Below are 16224 nucleotides of genomic sequence, written 5' to 3' on the forward strand. Positions count from 1 at the left end.
GACCTCAATGCCCCGCGGCGAAGGCAATCGGGGCGCTGCGCGCCAGACCGCCCCGGCACTTGAGCACGCGCAACTGCGCCGGGCGGGCATCGATGGCAATCCGCAGCGCAGCGGGCGACGGGTTGACCGCTTCGCTCAACGGCCGCCACGCGAACGCCAGGGTCTGGCCGGTTTCCGCCGCCACCTGCAAACGGCGCAAGGCACGGTCATCAGCCTTGTGCGGCCAGCACAGCACCGCGCCGCAACTGCCCGAGCGCAGGCATTGCTCCGCCGCCCACAACGCATCGCGCTCGCTGGCCTGGATCACCGACAACTGGCGCAGATCGACCCCGGCATTGGCCCAGGCCTGCGGGTACGGCACGAACGGCGGCGCCACCAGCACGATGCGCTCGCCCGCCGCCGACAGCCGCGCCAACGTCGGCCACACCAGTTGCAACTCACCGACACCGGGCCCGGCCAGCAGGATTTCGCTCAGCGCCGCTTCCGGCCAGCCGCCACTGGGCAAGGCTGCGTCCAGCGCGGCGTGCCCGGTGGGTTGCGGGCTGGCGGCGGGTGGCGCAGGCCGGCCCTTCCAGACCTGGCCGCCATTGAACAGCGTATCCAGCGCAACGACGGCACCCATCAGCCTTGCCTCACCAGACCGCAGAACACCCCTTCGATGGCCAGGTCCTGATCGGCCCGCACCACAATCGGCTGGTACGCCGGGTTGCGCGGCAACAGGCGAACCTCATCGCCGATCCGCTCGAAGCGTTTGATGGTGACCTCACCGTCGAGTCGCGCCACCACGATCTGGCCGTTGAGCGCCTCGGGATTGCGGCGCACGCCGACCAGATCGCCGTCGAGAATCCCGTCCTCGATCATCGAATCGCCCTGCACCCGCAGCATGTAGTCGGGTGTACGGGAGAACAGCGCAGGATCGAGCATCAGCCGATTGTGCAGGTCGGCATCGGCGCCGATGGGCGCACCGGCAGCCACCCGGCCGAGTACCGGGACTTCGAGCAGTTCCGGCCGCGCAGGTTGCCCGAGCAGGCGAATGCCCCGGGCCTGATGCGGATTGACCTCGATGAACCCGGCTTCGGTGAGCGCCAGCACATGCTTGCGCGCCACGCTGCGGGAGGCGAAACCAAAAGCCTCGCTGATTTCAGCGAGGCTTGGGGGCTGACCGTGTTCGGCGATGCGTTCGCGGATAAAGGTCAGGATGGCGGTACGGCGGGGAGTCAGATTTGTCATGGAGTACATTTGTACTCCTGTGGGAATTTCCTGACAAGCACCGCCAGTCAGCTCAAACCGCGCTCCGCCAGAAACTCCGCGATGTAATCAATAAATGCCACAACCTTGGCCGTCGCCCGTCGATGGCTCGGGTACACCGCCAGAATGTGCGGGCCGAAGCTGTCCGGATCGATCTCGTAATCGGCCATGACCCGCACCAGTCGCCCATCGGCAATGTATGGCGCAGCGCTCCACAATGGCGTGTGCAGCAAACCGCGCCCGGCCAAAGCGCTGGCCAGCAGCAAATCGTAATTGTCGCTGCGCAACAGCGGCGCCGCCGGTTGCGCCAGGCTCAGGCGCTGGCCGTCGCGTTCGGCCCACCAGAATTCGCGGCTGAGCAACGGATGCCGGTACAGCAGCCATTCATGCTGATCGAGGGTTTGCGGCGTGACCGGCAAGCCCTTGCGCGCCAGGTATTCGGGGCTGCCGCACAGCGCCAGGCGATTGCTGCCGACCACCCGCGCAATCAGCCCCGGCAAATCATCGTGCCCCTCGCGCAACGCCAGGTCGTAACCGCTTTCCAGCAGATTGACGAACTCGTCGCACAAATCCACTTGCAGGCTGATCTGCGGGTATTGCTGCAAAAAGCCGTCACACACCTGATCGAGAAACGCCCGCCCGTAAGCCAGCGGTGCGGTGATTTTCAGGCTGCCGCGCAGGCCGTGCTGCAACTGCTCGATTTCTTCGCTGGCCTCATCCAGCCGTTGTAATACCTGTCGTGCGGTTTCCAGATACAGCCGGCCGATTTCGGTCAGCAGGATCCGCCGCGTGCTGCGCTCGAACAGCCGCGCCCCAAGTTCGGATTCCAGATGATTGACCGCTTTGGTCAGGGCCGACGGGGTCTTGCCCAGTTGCTCGGCAGCGCGGCTGAAACTGCCGAGCTGCGCGGTGACCACGAACATTTTCAGTGCACCCAGCTTGTCCATGCTTTTTCCATTCAGGCAAAAACGTTTTTCGTGAGGGAGGCGTTCTGTCGGGCATTGGCAGCCACTAATCTGGCCATCAGACGCAATAACAAGGAAATGTTCAATGAAAAGATTCATCCCGCATTTCACAAAAAATCTGCTGATCGCCGCTATGAGTTTTGCCTCGATGGAAGCCATGGCCGCCACTGATCTGGTGCTGCTCAACGGCAAGATTTTCACCGCCGACCGCGCTCAACCGAAGGTTCAGGCGCTGGCCGTGGAGAACGGCAAGGTGCTGAAGGTCGGCAGCGAAGCGCAGATCAAGGCCTTGATCGAACCCGGCACCCAGGTGATCGATCTCAAAGGCCAGGCGCTGATGCCCGGCCTGATCGACAGCCATTCCCACGCGATTTTCGGCGGGCTGGAAATGGTCTCGGCCAACATGGAAGACGAAATGGTCGAACTCGACGAACTGGAAAAACGCCTACGCGGCTGGCGTGAAGACGGCAAGGCCCGGCATGGCGATGTGTTGAGTGTGGCCGGCATGAGTTCGGCGTACTGGGCCAAGGCTGAAGCGCTGGGCAAAATCTTCAACCACGGCGAATGGGCCGCCGTGCCGGTGGTGTTCACCGGCAGCGACCACCACACGGCGTGGGCCAACAACGTGATGCTCAAGCGGGCGGGTATCGACGCCGCGCTGCTGAAAACCCTGCCGGACGCAGAAAAAGACACCATCGGCAAACTGCCCAGCGGTGAACCGAACGGCTTTGTGGTCGACGCCGGCTGGGATCGCGTCGCCTCGAAAATGCCGGTGCCGAGCCCGGCCGACATGCTCAAGGCTGCGCAATCGGCGGTGCGTTTCAACAACAGCCTCGGCATCACCGCGTGGATGGACCCCGCCGCCAACGCCGCGCCGGGCGAGCCGGTGTTCGCCCTCAAGCCCACCGAGAAAACCGTCGGCGTATTGCCAGCTTATAAAGCCCTGTCGGAAAGCGGCGGCATGACCGCCCACGTCGCCGCGCTGCTGGTGGCCAACCCGAAAAGCGTCCCGGCCGATCTCGACACCCTCGACAAGGTTCGCCAGCAGTTCCAGGGGATCCCCAACCTGACGCTGCCGGGAGTCAAGATCTTCGCCGACGGCGTGATCGAATACCCGGCCCAGAGCGCCGCGATGATCGATCCCTACAGCAACTCGCACAAACAGGGCGAGTTGCTGATCGATCCACAGCATTTCGGCGAACTGGTCAGCGCCATCGACCAGCGCGGCTGGCTGGTGCACATCCACGCCATCGGCGACCGCGCGGTGCGCGAATCTCTGAACGGCATCGCCCAGGCGCGCAAGGACCGGCAGAGCGGCGTGACGCACTCGATCACCCACCTGCAAATGGTCAACCCGAAGGAGTTCGCCCGCTTCAAGCCGCTGAACGTGATTGCATCGATGCAACTGCTGTGGGCCAGCGCCGACGACTACACCACCGACATGATCAAGCCTTACGTCAGCGCCCTCGCCTTTCGCTATCAATACCCCGCGCATTCGCTGCTCAAGCAAGGCGCGACGATTGCCGGCGCCAGCGACTGGCCGGTGTCCTCGCCGAATCCGTGGAACGCCATGGCCCAGGCCATCACCCGCACCGGGCCGCTGGGCGTGCTCAACGCCGACGAACGCCTGGACCGCGAAACCATGTTCTACGCCTACACCGCCAACGCCGCGCGGACCATCGGCCTGGAACAACAGATCGGCTCGCTGAGCCCCGGCAAACAGGCCGACTTCATCGTGCTCGATCGCGACGTGTTCAGCGTCGATGACAAAGCCCTGCATGACACTCAGGTCCTGCAAACCTGGTTCGCCGGCCGTCAGGTCTACGCCCCTACCCTCTAATAACAATCGCCGTATCCGCTGCCCGACCCCGCGCCCGTCGCCGGGGTCCGGCGCAGCCTTGCCCGCTTCCTGCCCATAACAACCACAACAACGGGACTTCACATGAAAGCCTTGCCCCTGTTCGCCCTCACTTCCTTGAGCCTGCTGCCCTTGAGCAGCCACGCGATCCCATTGAGCGATGATTTCGCGGTGCTGGTCGACCTGACCCTGGCCAGCGACTACCGCACCCGCGGCATCTCCCAGACCCAGAACGACCCGGCCCTGCAGGCCGGTCTGACCCTGGCCCACAGCAGCGGCCTGTACCTCGGCGCGTGGAGCTCGAACGTCGATTTCGGCGGCGGCCTGAAAACCCGTCAGGAAGTCGATTACTACGCCGGCTGGCTGTGGCAGGCGACCGAGGCTGTGAGTCTGGATCTGGGCTACATCAAATACGCGTATCCCAAGGAGAGCCAGTTCAACCAGAGCGAGGTGTACTCGATTCTCAGCGCCTACGGCGTGAAACTCGCGGCCTATTACTCCAGTGATGCGCCGGGCATCGACAGCAAACAGAGTTCGCTCTACAGCTATATCGGCTATGAAACCGAATTGCCGTTGGATTCCGGGCTGAAGCTGCGCTACGGCAACATGGACTTCAAAGATCCGCATATGTATTCGGCGTCCGGTCACAGCGAAGAGTCCTACCGGGAGTGGGAAGTCAAACTGACCCATAACCTGGCCGGCGTGGTGCTGGGCCTGAGCTACATCGACACCGACCTATCGCAGAGCCAGTGCCTGAGCAGCTGGGGCTTCAAGGACGTGTGCACGGCGACGGTCGTCGCCAGCGTCAGCAAATCCTTCTGATCTGCCGCAAACCTCCCGTGGGAGCCGGCCTGCTGGCGCCCACATTTTTTGCACTTACCGTGATTTTGTTACCGGATGTTTACGGAATTTTTACCAATGTTCTTCTACAGTTACGCGCGTAACCGTATGGGTTTTCGACTGACGTAGAGGAAAGTATCGAAATGGCTTTGGGCAAAGGACTGCGTTTACCGTCCATCACTCCGACCCGTCTGGTGCTGCTGTTTTCGCTGGCACTGGTGGCGCTGTACAACCTGGCGACCTGGAAGGCGCTGGGAACGCTGATTACCTTGCAAGGCGCGCACAAACTGGCGTTTTTCGCGTCCTTCGGGCTGTTTCTGTGGGCGGCGATCACGCTGCTGCTGACGCTGGTCTCGTTTCGCTGGACGCTGAAACCGGCGCTCACGCTGGTGGCCCTGCTCTCCGCCTGCGCCGCGTATTTCATGAACGAATACGGAATCACCATCGACACGGTGATGATCCAGAACGTGTTCGAAACCAATCCCGGGGAAGCCACGGCGTTGTTCAGCGGCAAACTGCTGGCTTACGTGCTGTTGCTCGGTGTGTTGCCGGCCGTGCTGATCTGGCGCTGGCCGGTGGTTTATCGGCCGTTCTTTCGGGGCTTGCTGAACAAGGTGCTGGTGATCGCGGCCTGCGTGCTGGTGATCGGCGCTTCGGTGGGCGCGTTCTATTCGACCTACGCGCCGATCTTTCGCGAGGAAGACAAGCTCACCCACTTCATCAACCCGACCAACTACATCTACGCGATCAGCAAATACACCAAGCAGCGGCTGGGGATCAAAAAGCATTTCGTGGTGCAGGCCATCGGCGAAGACGCAGTGATGAGCGCCAAGGCCGCCGGTCGCGAGAAGAAGTCGCTGATGGTGTTCGTGGTCGGCGAAACCGCCCGGGCCGACCACTTCTCGCTCAACGGTTATGAACGCGAGACCAATCCCGAGCTGAGCAAACTCGACATCCTCAACTTCACCCAGGTGCATTCCTGCGGCACTTCGACGGCAGTGTCGGTGCCGTGCATGTTCTCGATGTTCCCGCGCGAGGACTACAGCGACAAGAAAGGCAAAACCTACGAAGGCCTGCTGGACATCCTGCAACGGGCCGGCGTGCAGGTGCTGTGGCTGGACAACAACAGCGACTGCAAGGGCACCTGCCTGCGCGTGCCGAACCGCGACATCGAAAAGACCCAGCCGGGGCCGTTCTGCGACGGCAACAACTGCCTCGACGAAGCGTTGCTGGCCGACTTGCAAGGCTACATCGACAGCCTCAAGGGCAACGCGATCATCGTCCTGCACGCCGACGGCAGCCACGGCCCGGAATACTACGAGCGCTATCCGAAGGACATGGAGCGCTTCAAACCGATCTGCCACACCAACCAGCTGGGCAGTTGCAGCCGTGACGAACTGGTCAACGTCTACGACAACACGATCCTCTACACCGACCATTTCCTGGCCAAGGTGATCGAGCTGCTCAAGCGCAATCAGGACCATCTCGATACGTCGATGCTGTACGTGTCCGACCATGGCGAATCACTGGGCGAGAACGGCCTGTACCTGCACGCCGCGCCCTATGCGCTGGCGCCGGAAGCCCAGACCCATGTGCCGATGGTGATGTGGTTCGGCAACAACACCCTCTCGCAACTCGGCATCGACCGTGGCTGCCTGCAAGGCAAAAGCAGCCAGCCGGATCTGAGCCATGACAACCTGTTCCACTCGGTGCTGGGGTTGTTCGAGGTCAGGACGTCGCTGTATCAGCCGGGGCTGGATATTTTCCATGGCTGTCGGCCGGCGATGACGGCGGGACAGTGATCCCAACTAACTGCGCCAGAAAGGCCCACGGGTAAATCCCGCGCTGGTGGCCGTCGCTGAACACCAGTTGCAGGCCGTAGCCCTGAGCGTTCAATTCGATGACCCGCACACGCGGGTCAACCATTGGCGGCGAACCCCGCAGGCGGAACGCCCGGCACTGCGAGCACGGACACTGGCGACGCAGTTCGGCATGGTCGAGCAACTGCTCGCGGCCATCCGGCCAGCTAAGCCGCAACCTCTGCTCACTTTGGGAATTGCCGACCGACAGCGGATTCATTGCAGCTGACTCAACGCAATCCGCACGGCTTTGCGCACTTCCGGGTCGCCATCGTCCTGCGCGGCCTGCAACGCCGCCACCGCCCCGCGATCGTTCAATTCGCCGAGGGCCAGCGCGGCTTCCTTGCGCAGGTTGCTGATGCGATGGCCGAGAGTGTCGATCAGGGCGTCGAGGGCTGCGACGTACTTGAGGCGCCCGAGGCTGCGGGTTGCGCGCAGGCGCACCTGCCAGTAGTCGTCGGCCAAGGCTTCGATCAGCGCCGGACCCGCGTCGGTGTGGCCGACCTTGCCGAGGGTGGTCGCGGCTTCTTCGCGCACTTGCCACGCCTGATCCTGCAAAGCCTGACGCAACGCGGGCAGCACTTCGGCATCACTTGCCAGGCCCAGGGCGCCGGTGGCGGCGCGGCGCACTTCGGTGTCCGGGTCATCACTCGCCAGGCGGGCCAGGGCTGGCAACGCGTCGAGCTGCTTGAGCCAGCCGAGCACGCCGACGGCTTCGCGGCGCACGCTGGCGTCGGCATCGTTCAGCGCTTGAATCGCGGCCGACGCAGCGCCGGGGAAACGCAATTCACGCAAGGCCCGGAACGCGGCAATCCGCACGCCGGTTTCGGCATGGCTGGTCCACGGCAGAATCACCCTGCCCGCGGCTTCGGTCTTGAGCAGGCTCAGGCTCTGCGCCGCAGCGGCTTGCACCGCCGGCGACGGATCCGTCAGGGCCTGGCACAGCGCTTCAACCACCGGCTCGTCTTCCCAGGCTTCCAACAGGCGCGCCGCTTCGGCACGCACTTCTTCGGCAGGGTCTTCGGCCAGTCGCTCGACCAGCCAGAGCAGACCGTCCGGCTCTTCGAGGTCGGCCAGATCGATCAGGGCAATCCTCCGCACACCGGCGTCATCGGCGGTCAGGCGTGGTTGCAGGGCGAGAATGTCGTCGTTATCGGTCACAGCAAAAAATGAGGTCATAGGGCAAATCGCGGCAAGGAGTTTTCTGGAGGCAAACCGAGCGGATTGAGGCGCGGCAGCGGTCGGTCGTTGTCGTGGCGCAGCAGGTCGAGGCAATGGCGTTTGAGGCGCGAGAACTCGTGGCTGGTCACCAGTTCGGTGGTGCGTGGCCGGGGGAAATCCAGGCGCAGGTCTTCGATGATTCGCCCCGGTCGTGCGCTCATCACCAACAAACGGTCGGCGAGGAACAGCGCTTCGTCGATGTCATGGGTGACGAACACCACGGTGGTGCGAATCCGCGTCCAGATGTCCAGCAGCAGTTCCTGCATGTTCAGTCGGGTCAGCGCGTCCAGTGCGCCGAAGGGCTCGTCCATCAGCAACAGCCGTGGGCGATTGACCAGCACCCGGGCGATCTCCACCCGTTGCTGCATGCCGCCGGAAAGTTGATCGGGCCAGCATTCGGCGAAGCCTTCGAGGCCGACCAGTTTGAGGATGTCGTCGGCAGCGCGATGGCGCTCGGCCTTGCCGATGCCGCGCATTTTCAGGCCGAAGGCAACGTTGTCGCGCACCGTGCGCCACGGGAACAAGGTGTGATGCTGGAACACCATGCCGCGTTGCGGTGACGGGCCGGACACTTCGGCGCCATCGACTTTCAACTGCCCCCCATGGGGCTGCAGATGCCCGGCCAGCGCGCCGAGCAAGGTCGATTTGCCGCAACCGGACGGGCCGAGAATGCACACGAACTGGCCGGGTTCGATCTGGCAATCCAGCCCCTGCACCGCTTCGAATGCTTGCCGGCCTTCGCCGAGGACGATGGAGAGATGACGGATATCGATCCGCCCTTCCGGGGTTTGCATGACGCTCATCAGGCCTTTCCTCGTGGTCGATGCCAAGGCGTGAACAGCCCGCCCAGGCGTTTGATCAGCAGGCTGCTGCCCATGCCCAACACGCCGATCAGCAACATGCCGACCACAATGTCGGCGTAGTTCTGGATGGTGTAGGACTCCCAGGTGTAGTAACCGATGCCGAACTGGCCGGAGATCATTTCGGCAGTCACCAGACAGAACCACGAGGTGCCCATGCCGATCGCGAGGCCAGTGATGATGCTAGGTGCGGCGCCCGGCAGGATCACTTCCAGCAGGATCGCCCGACGTCCGGCCCCGAGGCTTTTGGCCGAGGCGATCAGGCGCGGGTCGACGCCTTCGACGCCGTGCACGGTGTTGAGCAGGATCGGGAACAGCGCGCCGGTGAAGGTGATGAAGACCATCGACAGTTCGGAGGACGGGAACATCAGGATGGCCAGTGGAATCCAGGCGACGGCGGGGATTGGGCGCAGGACCTCCAGCGGTGGCAGCAGCAGGTCTTCGGCCCACTTTGAACGGCCGATGGCCAGGCCCAGGGCGATACCGGTCAGCAGTGCGGCGAGGTAGCCGGCGAAGACCCGGCTGAGGCTCGCGGTCAGGTGCTGGATGAGTTTGCCGGAGTCGCCGAGGCCGAGGGCGGCTTCGATCACGGCCAGCGGGGTTGGCACGTTGGCGAAGGTGACGAGGCCGAGGTTCCAGTGGTGGCTGGCGGCTAGTTGCCAGAAGAGCAGGCAGAGCAGCAATGAGGCGGCTCTGGGGAGCCAGCGTCGATAAGGTCTGAACACAATAATTCCTCTCACCCCGACTCTATGTGGGAGCGAGCTTGCTCGCGATTCGGATAGGTCAGGCAAAGTTGCACCGGCTGACCGGACGCCTTCGCGAGCACGCTCGCTCCCACAGTTGACCGAGTTGTTATCGGGTTAACGACTGGCCACGGCCTGCGCGGTGGCATCGGTGAAATCAAAGACTTTGCCGCCTTGGGCCGAAGCGTACTGCTGCGCCTGCCCCTTCAACAAAAACGCGCTAAGGCGCCCCTTCGCATCACTGGCAAACCACGCCTGCTCCGCCAGCAACTTGATCCCGCTGTCACTCGCCTGCGCATACACCGCCCGAATATTCTTGCCTTCCGACTTCAGACCGGCCAACGCAGTGAACGCCTCTTCAGCCGAGGCATACCGCCGAACCTTGTCCTCACCGCGCACCCAGATTTCCGCAACATGACTGAAATCCGAAATCGCTTTCCCGGTCACCGCATCGACCGACTTCAACGGCGTCTGCGCGTAGTTGGCCAGTTGCGCGGTGTAATCCAGATTCGAAGCCTTGAACGCCGCACGAATGTACTGATCGTCGATAAAGGTATTCAGATCGAGCCCGCGATCGGCCTTCTTCAGCAGCTTCAGCGTGTCAATCGCGGTGCCCACAGCCTGGCGATATTCCGGCTTCCAGCTCAGGTCGCGGGTCTGCACGCCGAGCGGGCCATGGAACAGGTAATTGACCTCGGCATCGACACCAGTGACCTTGGCGATCAGTTCGCTGTATTTCTCCGGTTCGGCGGCCAGCAGTTGGTTGGCCTCGATGCTGGCGCGCAGGTAGGCGACGACGATTTCCGGGTACTTTTTCGCATAGGCCTGATCGACCAGCGCACCGTGGAAGGTCGGCGCATTGGCCTGGGCGCCGTCGTAGATCTTGCGGGCGAAGCCGCGGCTCGGGAACAGTTCGGCGAACGGTACAAAGTCAGCGTGGGCGTCGATCTTGCCGGCCTGCAACGCTGAACCTGCGACCTCTGGCGGTTGGGCGATGATGTTCACGTCCTTGAGCGGGTCCCAGCCCTGCTCCGCCACGGCGCGCAGCAACATGCCGTGGGCGGTGGAGGCGAACGGCACGGAAATGGTCTTGCCCTTGAGTTCGCTCAGCGACTGCACGCCCGACGCGCTCGGCACCACGATGCCGTTGCCGCTGCCCTTGATGCTGCCCGACAACACGCTGATGAACAGGCTGTGCTTGCCGGCGGTTTCAAACGCCACACCGTTGAACGCCCCGGGGAAATCGGCCATGGCGCCGAAGTCGAGTTTGCCGGCGACCATCTCGTTGGTCAGCGGTGCGCCGCTGGTGAAGTTCTTCCACTGCACGTCGTACTTGGCGTCTTTGTAGGCGCCGTCGTGAGGCAGGTATTTGTCGAGCAGGCCCAGCTCGCGAATCAACAGGCCGCCAGCGGCGCAGTTGATGGTGGTGTCCTGGGTGCCGATGGCAATGCGGATGGTTTCGGCCGAGGCCGACAGGGTGAACGAAGCCAGTACCAGACCGGCGATTGCTGCACGCAACATGGTTGAATCCCCTCGAATCATTTATAGGATGTTCGTCTCCGCCGCGATCAGGGCGCGGTGGGAAACGAGGGGTGTTTGGTGAGTCCAGCGTCCGGGGTTTACGGATGGCTTTTGTGTTGTCTGTGCGGGCCTCTTCGCGAGCAAGCTCGCTCCCACATGATCGTCGGTGTACTCATTATTTGCGGCTGGCTTAAATCCACTGTGGGAGCGAGCTTGCTCGCGATAGCGGACTACCGGTCAACGCAGTAAATATGGGATTTCGACTTTCACCGCACCGGTCGGGCAGTCCTTTTCGCAAGGCATGCAGTACCAGCATTCATCGAAGGCCATGTAGGCCTTTTGCGTGGCCGGGTTGATCGCCAGCAGGTCCATCGGGCAGACGTCGACGCACACGGTGCAGCCCTTTTCGGCGATGCATTTGTCCTCGTCCACGGTGACGGGAGCGTTGGAGCGGAAGAAGATTTCCTGGGCTTGGTAGGCCATGGTTCGGACTCTCTCTAGTGATGCCTCAAGCGGCGAAAGCACCGACCCGAAGGCGGTCGTAAGCCTGCATTTCCTCGGCATCGAGGGGGATGATGTAAGGCTCGACGGCTTTCTTGAAACTGGTCATGCGTCCGTCCTCGCCCTTCTTCAGGTGGCAGTGGCAGAACCATTCGCGGTCGTCCCGTTGTGGGTGATCGACGCGGTAGTGGTACAGGCCCCAGCGGCTTTCGGCGCGGAACAGCGAGGCGCGGGCGGCCATTTCGGCGCAGTCGCGGATCACGCTGGTTTCCATGGCGCGCATCAGTTCGTGGGCGTTGTTGGCCTTCATCTCGTTGAGATCGCGTTCGATGTCGCTGAAGCGTTGCAGGCCGATTTCCATTTTCTTGGTCACTTTCGGCGGTTGCAGGTAGTCGTTGACGAAGCGCCGCAGCTTGTACTCGACCTGCGCCGGCGGCAGACCGTGTTCGCGATCCAGCGGTGCGTAGACCCGGGCTTTTTCCTTCTCGATCTGCTCGGCATCCAGTGCGGAGAACTCGCGCCCGGCGACAAACTCCGCCGCGTTGTGGCCCGCGAACCAGCCGTAGGTGAACGCGCCAAGCATGTAGTTATGCGGCACGGCGGCCATGTCACCGGCCGAGTACAAACCTTTCACCGAGGTTTCGGCCCGCTCGTTGACCCACACGCCGGACGCCGAGTGGCCGCTGCAAAAACCGATTTCCGAGATGTGCATCTCGACCATCTGCGTGCGGTAATCGGTGCCGCGATTGGCGTGAAACTGGCCGCGACTCGGGCGCTCGTTGCTGTGGAGGATTTCCTCGATGTTCTGGATGGTTTCCTCGGCCAGGTGATCGAGTTTGAGGAACACCGGGCCGTTGCCGCTCTCCAGCTCCTGGTGGAACTCCCACATCATCTGCCCGCTCCAGTAGTCGCACTCGATGAAGCGTTCGCCCTTGTTGTTGGCGGTGTAGCCGCCGAGCGGGCCGGTGACGTAGGCGCAGGCCGGGCCGTTGTAATCCTTGATCAGCGGGTTGATCTGGAAGCACTCGAGGTTCGCCAGTTCGGCCCCGGCGTGATACGCCATGGCGTAACCGTCGCCGGCGTTGGTCGGGTTTTCGTAGGTGCCCATCAGGTAACCCGAGGACGGCAGACCGAGTCGACCGGCAGCGCCGCAAGCGAGGATCACTGCCTTGGCCTTGATCACATGGAAGTCGGCGGTGCGGCAGTCGAACCCCATCACACCGTTGACGGCGCCCTCCTCGTCGGTCAGCAAACGGGTGCAGGCCAGTCGGTTGGTGATGCTCACCCGCGCGCGCTTCAACTGGCGATACAGGACTTTCTTGATGTCGTGCCCTTCCGGCATCGGCAGCACATAGGCGCCCATGTGGTGGACTTTCTTCACCGCGTAATCGCCGGTTTCGTCCTTCTCGAACTTCACGCCCCAGCGGTCGAGCTGCTCGATGGTTTCGAAACTGTGCGTCGCATAGGCGTATACCGCCGCCTGATTGACGATGCCGTCGTTGGCGATGGTGATTTCCTTGGTGTACTGCTCGGGCGTCGAGTGGCCGGGAATGATCGCGTTGTTCAGGCCGTCCATGCCCATGCTGATCGCGCCGCTGCGCTTGACGTTGGCCTTGTCCACCAGCAGCACGCGCAGATCCTTGTTTTTCTCCTTGGCCTTGATCGCGGCCATCGGGCCGGCGGTGCCGCCGCCGATCACGACGATGTCGTATTCCTGTTCGAGTGTCGTTCGACTCATGCCTGCTCCCCTTTTTGCCGGTCGATCCGCAGGCGGTACTGGAACGCATCGCCACGGTAGTAAAGGTGTTCGAAGTCCAGCGGCTGGCCGTTGGCGTCGTGGGTCAGACGCTCGATGCGCATGATCGGCGAGCCGGCCTCGACGTTCAGCGCCTGGGTCAGGTCGCTGTCGGCCAGCACCGCGTCGATGGCCAGATCGGCGTGGCCGAGGGCAATGCCGCAGTCGTTTTCAAGGATCAGGAAGATGTCGCGGGTGACCAGATCAGCCTTCTCCAGCCGTTCGCCGACGGCTTTGGGCAGGTAAGTGATTTCCAGCGAGATCGGCTCGCGGTTGATCAGCCGTACGCGTTTGATCTGCGCGACGATTTCGCCTTCGGCGACCTGCAATCGCTCGGCGACCAGTTTGTCGGCGGCGATGAATTTGAAACTGCGCAGGCGGTTGATCACCTCGTAGCCACGGCCGGTCATGGACTCGGCGAGGCCTTGCAGGGTGCTGACGTTTTGAAAGGTCTTGGGTTTGGCGACGAAGGTGCCTTTGCCGTGGATCTTGAAGATCAGCCCTTCTTTCTGCAGATCGCCCAGGGCCTGGCGCACGGTGATGCGGCTGACCTTGAACAGCGTGCCGAGCTCGCTTTCGGACGGCATCTGGCTGTCTTGCGGGTATTCGCCGTCGAGAATCCGGGCGCGCAGCACGTCGCGCAGTTGGGTGTGCAGCGGAACGCTGCCAAGGGAAAGAACGTTATCGGTCATCACGGGATCACTTGTTATAACGAGTTATGACATGATCTTAGAGACGTTATGACAAGCTTGAGAAATACCGAATGAGCATAAGGTTAGATGCGCAACACCATCCCCTGTGGGAGCGAGCTTGCTCGCGATAGAGGTGTATCAGTCACCAAAGTTATTGACTGACAGGACGCTATCGCGAGCAAGCTCGCTCCCACAGGGGGGACGGTGTGGTCTGGGGAATTATTGGCGTTTGAGGATCTGATCCATGACCCAATCGGTCTTCAGGGCTTCGGCGGCGATTGCCGGGTGCCGGGAGTCACCGCGAATCTGCGCGTTCATGCCCAGTACGTGGTGCCACTGAATGTGTTCGTGGTGAGGGATTTCCAGGCTGATGTCCTCGTCGGCATGCAGCTCGACCGGATGCTCGTCGAACACCGAAAAACCGATCCGTCCTTTGCTGCCGATGATCTCGACCCGATCCTCGCGCCGATCCGCGACAAAGCTCCAGCAGCCCATGCCCAATGCGCCCGAAGCGAATCGCCAACTGGCGCTGACCGCATCCTCCGCCGCGTACAACCCGGCCTGACGCGCGGTGAAGCCAGCGACTTCGACGATGTCGCCGAGCAGGTACTGAAACAGGTCAAGCCCGTGGCTGGCCAGATCCGCAAAGTAACCACCACCCGCCACCGCCGGATCGGTGCGCCAGTTTGCGCTGCCGTCCAGATCCTTCGGTGATGGTGCCTTGGTCAGCGTCCAGCTCAGATGCCGCACCTCGCCGATACGCTTCTGCTCCAGCCATTGCCGAACCTGCTGAAAACGCGGCAACGAACGGCGGTAATAGGAGACGAACAGGTGCAGGCCGGCATCGGCAAACGCCTGCTGCATCTCGCGGCTTTGCCCGGCGTTGAGCGCCATCGGCTTTTCCACGCAGCAATGCTTGCCGGCGGCGGCGACTTGCAGGCTGTAAGCGTGGTGGCTGTCGGGTGGCGTGGCGATGTACACCGCATCCACCTCGGGATCGTTGATCAGGGCATCGACGTCGGTGTAAGTCCGAGCAATACCGTGACGCGACGCGTAATCGGTCACCGCTTCCAGACGTCGCCCCATCACCGCCACCAACGCCGAGCCGGGCGCCTTGTAGAAAGCCGGCCCGCTCTTGCGTTCAGCCACACTGCCGCAACCGATCATGCCCCAGCGCACTACGTTCATCGCTATCCTCCCGAGTTTTAACCGATGCGCAGTGCGCGAAGGTCGAGGTGGCCGTTTTGCAGCGGCGGGCACCAGTAGTAGCCGCCGGTGATCGGCCGGCTGATGCGGTACAGACCATCGGTGATGCCGTCTTCCAGACCGCTCATGCGGCGCAGTTGTGCTTCGAAGGCGTCGAGGGAGAAGCCGAACGCCAGGAACATCAGGCCGGCGCGGTCGCCTTCGATCCACGGCATCGAACGGCGCACGACGAAGGCTTCCGGGGCGAAGCTTTCCTGGGCGGTACGTTTGACGTGGGCGGACACCGGGGCGTCGTCGATCTCTTCGTTGTCGCTCAGGCGACGGCCCATGATGTTGTCCTTGTCTTCGGCGGACAGCGCATGGAAACCCTTGAGGTCGTGCTGCCATTGCTGGATCGCGGCAAAGCTGCCACCGACCAGACCATCGGCGCCTTCACTTTGCAGTGCGGCGGCGACAGCGGCTTCGTCATGCGGATTTTCGGTGCCGTCTTCATAACCGGTGAGGTCATGGCCGTCCTTGTGGCGGAAGGCTTCCTGCATCTGCACCAGACGCAGCGCCGGGGCCAGGGCGGCCTCAAGCGCGGTGCTGCGGTTGAGCAGATCACCACGGTCGACACCGTGCAACCAGACCCACAGGGCGTGCTGGGTCGACGGGTTTTCCACGCCAACGCCGGTCAACGCCGGGAAGCTGCGCAGACCGTCGATGTTCACATTCAGGGCCTTGGCCAGGGACTCACCGAAACCGACCACCGCCGACTTGCCGTCCACCAGGTTCAGCAGGTTGTCGATCGCCTGCGGCAGCGCTTCAACCGACTCAAGGGCGAAAAACAGGTGACGTGCTTGCGGGGGAACTGGGGTGGCGAGGATGCCCGGCTGGTAGTAACTCATGTCGACTCCTTGGAAAGAGCGCGGAGTT

15 protein-coding genes and 1 pseudogene are annotated in these 16224 nt (G+C 62.7%); 3 read left to right on the forward strand and 13 right to left on the reverse strand.

The window, feature by feature from the left end; translation table 11 throughout:
* Positions 1 to 4: 4 nt before the first annotated feature.
* From imuA to AC1Q9F_RS04165, 3 genes are read right to left on the reverse strand one after another with little or no spacing between them, the layout of a single operon-like run.
* Positions 5 to 622: a translesion DNA synthesis-associated protein ImuA gene (imuA, locus tag AC1Q9F_RS04155; protein WP_492618868.1), complete on the reverse strand. Its 618-nt coding sequence runs from the start codon at positions 620 to 622 to the stop codon at positions 5 to 7.
* Entirely contained in the window at positions 622 to 1239 is a 618-nt protein-coding gene (gene lexA, locus AC1Q9F_RS04160; protein ID WP_085695893.1) for a transcriptional repressor LexA, read from the reverse strand. Before lexA ends, imuA begins: the two co-directional genes overlap by 1 nt.
* Before the next feature lie 38 nt (positions 1240 to 1277).
* Complete coding sequence (locus AC1Q9F_RS04165) at positions 1278 to 2195, reverse strand: LysR family transcriptional regulator (protein ID WP_273901140.1); 918 nt, start codon at positions 2193 to 2195, stop codon at positions 1278 to 1280.
* A gap of 103 nt (positions 2196 to 2298) precedes the next feature.
* Here AC1Q9F_RS04165 and AC1Q9F_RS04170 point away from each other — a divergent pair, with 103 nt between their 5' ends.
* From AC1Q9F_RS04170 to AC1Q9F_RS04180, 3 genes are all read left to right on the forward strand, one after another.
* On the forward strand, positions 2299 to 4053 hold the full coding sequence (locus AC1Q9F_RS04170; protein WP_492618867.1) for an amidohydrolase: 1755 nt from the start codon (positions 2299 to 2301) through the stop codon (positions 4051 to 4053).
* Between the two features lie 102 nt (positions 4054 to 4155).
* The gene (locus AC1Q9F_RS04175) at positions 4156 to 4893 is read left to right on the forward strand and encodes a TorF family putative porin (RefSeq protein WP_492618866.1); all 738 of its coding nucleotides are present in this window, start codon (positions 4156 to 4158) and stop codon (positions 4891 to 4893) included.
* 161 nt (positions 4894 to 5054) lie between these two features.
* Positions 5055 to 6713, forward strand: coding sequence for a phosphoethanolamine transferase (locus AC1Q9F_RS04180; protein WP_207982943.1), 1659 nt, complete (start codon positions 5055 to 5057; stop codon positions 6711 to 6713).
* 7 nt (positions 6714 to 6720) lie between these two features.
* Here AC1Q9F_RS04180 and AC1Q9F_RS04185 read toward each other — a convergent pair.
* The 10 genes and pseudogenes from AC1Q9F_RS04185 to AC1Q9F_RS04230 all read right to left on the reverse strand — a co-directional run.
* Positions 6721 to 6990: pseudogene (locus AC1Q9F_RS04185) on the reverse strand (DUF971 domain-containing protein); the annotation flags it as partial.
* Positions 6987 to 7949, reverse strand: a complete 963-nt coding sequence (locus AC1Q9F_RS04190) for a HEAT repeat domain-containing protein (protein WP_007959420.1) — start codon at positions 7947 to 7949, stop codon at positions 6987 to 6989. The gene AC1Q9F_RS04190 and the pseudogene AC1Q9F_RS04185, both read right to left, overlap by 4 nt.
* Positions 7946 to 8794 carry an ABC transporter ATP-binding protein gene (locus tag AC1Q9F_RS04195; protein ID WP_492618865.1) on the reverse strand — a complete coding sequence of 283 codons (849 nt, stop codon included), beginning with the start codon at positions 8792 to 8794 and terminating at the stop codon, positions 7946 to 7948. Before AC1Q9F_RS04195 ends, AC1Q9F_RS04190 begins: the two co-directional genes overlap by 4 nt.
* On the reverse strand, positions 8794 to 9576 hold the full coding sequence (locus AC1Q9F_RS04200) for an ABC transporter permease (RefSeq protein WP_492618864.1): 783 nt from the start codon (positions 9574 to 9576) through the stop codon (positions 8794 to 8796). The genes AC1Q9F_RS04195 and AC1Q9F_RS04200 overlap by 1 nt, the downstream gene beginning before the upstream one ends.
* A gap of 135 nt (positions 9577 to 9711) precedes the next feature.
* The gene (locus AC1Q9F_RS04205) at positions 9712 to 11115 is read right to left on the reverse strand and encodes an ABC transporter substrate-binding protein (RefSeq protein ID WP_262161636.1); all 1404 of its coding nucleotides are present in this window, start codon (positions 11113 to 11115) and stop codon (positions 9712 to 9714) included.
* Positions 11116 to 11352: 237 nt separating this feature from the next.
* Positions 11353 to 11598 (reverse strand): 4Fe-4S dicluster domain-containing protein, encoded by a 246-nt coding sequence (locus AC1Q9F_RS04210; protein WP_007959413.1) that lies wholly within the window; start codon positions 11596 to 11598, stop codon positions 11353 to 11355.
* 25 nt (positions 11599 to 11623) lie between these two features.
* On the reverse strand, positions 11624 to 13354 hold the full coding sequence (locus tag AC1Q9F_RS04215; protein WP_492618863.1) for a fumarate reductase/succinate dehydrogenase flavoprotein subunit: 1731 nt from the start codon (positions 13352 to 13354) through the stop codon (positions 11624 to 11626).
* On the reverse strand, positions 13351 to 14103 hold the full coding sequence (locus AC1Q9F_RS04220; RefSeq protein ID WP_119429335.1) for a GntR family transcriptional regulator: 753 nt from the start codon (positions 14101 to 14103) through the stop codon (positions 13351 to 13353). The genes AC1Q9F_RS04215 and AC1Q9F_RS04220 overlap by 4 nt, the downstream gene beginning before the upstream one ends.
* 219 nt (positions 14104 to 14322) lie before the next feature.
* Entirely contained in the window at positions 14323 to 15291 is a 969-nt protein-coding gene (locus tag AC1Q9F_RS04225; RefSeq protein ID WP_207982950.1) for a Gfo/Idh/MocA family protein, read from the reverse strand.
* 17 nt (positions 15292 to 15308) lie between these two features.
* Positions 15309 to 16196 carry a Dyp-type peroxidase gene (locus AC1Q9F_RS04230; RefSeq protein WP_492618862.1) on the reverse strand — a complete coding sequence of 296 codons (888 nt, stop codon included), beginning with the start codon at positions 16194 to 16196 and terminating at the stop codon, positions 15309 to 15311.
* Positions 16197 to 16224 lie beyond the last annotated feature (28 nt).

The organism is Pseudomonas sp. GW823-FHT04A03 (assembly GCF_058796615.1).

Bases quoted from the DNA above. Each gene is read 5' to 3' on its own strand.
- imuA (WP_492618868.1), bottom strand. From the start codon at position 622: ATGGGTGCCGTCGTTGCGCTGGATACGCTGTTCAATGGCGGCCAGGTC.
- lexA (WP_085695893.1), bottom strand. From the start codon at position 1,239: ATGTACTCCATGACAAATCTGACTCCCCGCCGTACCGCCATCCTGACC.
- AC1Q9F_RS04165 (WP_273901140.1), bottom strand. From the start codon at position 2,195: ATGGACAAGCTGGGTGCACTGAAAATGTTCGTGGTCACCGCGCAGCTC.
- AC1Q9F_RS04170 (WP_492618867.1), top strand. From the start codon at position 2,299: ATGAAAAGATTCATCCCGCATTTCACAAAAAATCTGCTGATCGCCGCT.
- AC1Q9F_RS04175 (WP_492618866.1), top strand. From the start codon at position 4,156: ATGAAAGCCTTGCCCCTGTTCGCCCTCACTTCCTTGAGCCTGCTGCCC.
- AC1Q9F_RS04180 (WP_207982943.1), top strand. From the start codon at position 5,055: ATGGCTTTGGGCAAAGGACTGCGTTTACCGTCCATCACTCCGACCCGT.
- AC1Q9F_RS04190 (WP_007959420.1), bottom strand. From the start codon at position 7,949: ATGACCTCATTTTTTGCTGTGACCGATAACGACGACATTCTCGCCCTG.
- AC1Q9F_RS04195 (WP_492618865.1), bottom strand. From the start codon at position 8,794: ATGAGCGTCATGCAAACCCCGGAAGGGCGGATCGATATCCGTCATCTC.
- AC1Q9F_RS04205 (WP_262161636.1), bottom strand. From the start codon at position 11,115: ATGTTGCGTGCAGCAATCGCCGGTCTGGTACTGGCTTCGTTCACCCTG.
- AC1Q9F_RS04210 (WP_007959413.1), bottom strand. From the start codon at position 11,598: ATGGCCTACCAAGCCCAGGAAATCTTCTTCCGCTCCAACGCTCCCGTC.
- AC1Q9F_RS04215 (WP_492618863.1), bottom strand. From the start codon at position 13,354: ATGAGTCGAACGACACTCGAACAGGAATACGACATCGTCGTGATCGGC.
- AC1Q9F_RS04220 (WP_119429335.1), bottom strand. From the start codon at position 14,103: ATGACCGATAACGTTCTTTCCCTTGGCAGCGTTCCGCTGCACACCCAA.
- AC1Q9F_RS04225 (WP_207982950.1), bottom strand. From the start codon at position 15,291: ATGAACGTAGTGCGCTGGGGCATGATCGGTTGCGGCAGTGTGGCTGAA.
- AC1Q9F_RS04230 (WP_492618862.1), bottom strand. From the start codon at position 16,196: ATGAGTTACTACCAGCCGGGCATCCTCGCCACCCCAGTTCCCCCGCAA.